We start from the raw sequence: 1,346 nt of genomic DNA, 5'->3' as shown, positions 1-1,346 counted from the left end.
CGGAGTTGGAGGCCGCGTACTACGCTGCGAGGACACCCCACCACCAGGTGCCGGTGACTGTTTGAGTCAGTCTCCGGACACCCCGGGGCGGTTCAGTCCTCCTCCAGGACTGGGGAAGAGAAACCCCGGGTTGGCATGGCACAGAGCCGTGGCGAGGTCGTCCGGAAGCGGCAGTACGCGTTGGCGCTGACCCTTGCCATGAACGACCAGTGACCATCCCGCCACGTCTCGTACGAGGTCGTGTTCCGGATGGACCTGAGCGACTTCACCACGGCGCATACCCAGCTCGTTTGCGAGGCGGAGCATGAGCATCAGCCGTGGGTCCGCTGCACTGAGCGCTGCCGAGACCACTGCGCTGTCGGCAGGGCGTGGTCGAGGCTGCTCGGGTCGGACCATCGGCAGGATATCGGCGATGTTATCTGTCGTCCGTCCAGTCGTGACCCCCCACGTCCAGAATCGCCGCAGGGATGACCGCACCGCGCGGGCAGTCTCCCGACTCCAGTCGTGACTGCCGACCCACTCGAGCAGTGCGGTGGGTTGCACAGTCCACGGACTGGCGGCGAGGTCGGCTCGTGCTACACGGCGGACGTGGTAAAGGCGCAGGTCGACAGTCTGCGGCGACAGTCGCATCGCTTGCATCGCGGTACGCCAACCGTCGAGGGCGCCGGCCCACTGCTCGTTGATGATCGTGTGTGTTGTCATCCTGCTACTGTTCGCTTCCGGCTGAGGTGCACAAGCCAGACCGACAGGTTCGGTCGGTCTCATCCACCTGGAGTCCCACTTCACCGACGAGAAGGCCGGACCGCTGCGAGCCGAGACGTACCGCCGCCTCAGGAGACACTGGCAGTTCATCAATGAGCTTCAGCTATTCGAGATCCAGCACCAGAAGCGCTACGGCGTCAATATCTACGGCGCCAGTGCCGCCCCTCGCTTTCTGCAAGCAGCATCGCTCTACCACCCGGACACCGTCGAGCGGTCGATCAAACATGATGGTTCAGGAACCGAGCCAGGTATCAAGGACCTCGACGGAAACTGGGATCTCCGGCCCCACTCTTCACGGATCGCAGTTGTCAGTGCCGAGACGTTGCGGTCGTGGCACGCGGTCTTGGAAGGCGCGGAGGTTCCGACAACGCAAACGCGCATGGTGTACGCCGTCAATCAGTCGACGGCAGCCGTACTCGACAAGCTGTCAGGCGCCTCGCGCATCGGAGATCTCGGACTTGAGTTCTCCCGCGGGTGGGATGAGAGCATCGACCGAACGAAGGGGTTCTTCGACGCAGAGTGGGGGGTGCCTGAATCGTGGGATCAGGTCATCCTCCAGGGCTCCCACCTCGGGGTCGGCCGAC

Annotated in this window: 1 pseudogene; it reads left to right on the top strand. The window is 63.9% G+C overall.

The features are described 5' to 3' along the window. Positions 1 to 1,141: 1,141 nt before the first annotated feature. A pseudogene (locus ABZX10_RS22740) lies at positions 1,142 to 1,346 on the top strand (type II restriction endonuclease subunit M); the annotation flags it as partial.

The organism is Tsukamurella sp. NPDC003166 (genome assembly GCF_040611135.1).
In the GTDB taxonomy this organism is placed as follows: domain Bacteria; phylum Actinomycetota; class Actinomycetes; order Mycobacteriales; family Mycobacteriaceae; genus Tsukamurella.
This window is presented reverse-complemented; position numbering and strand designations above follow the sequence as displayed.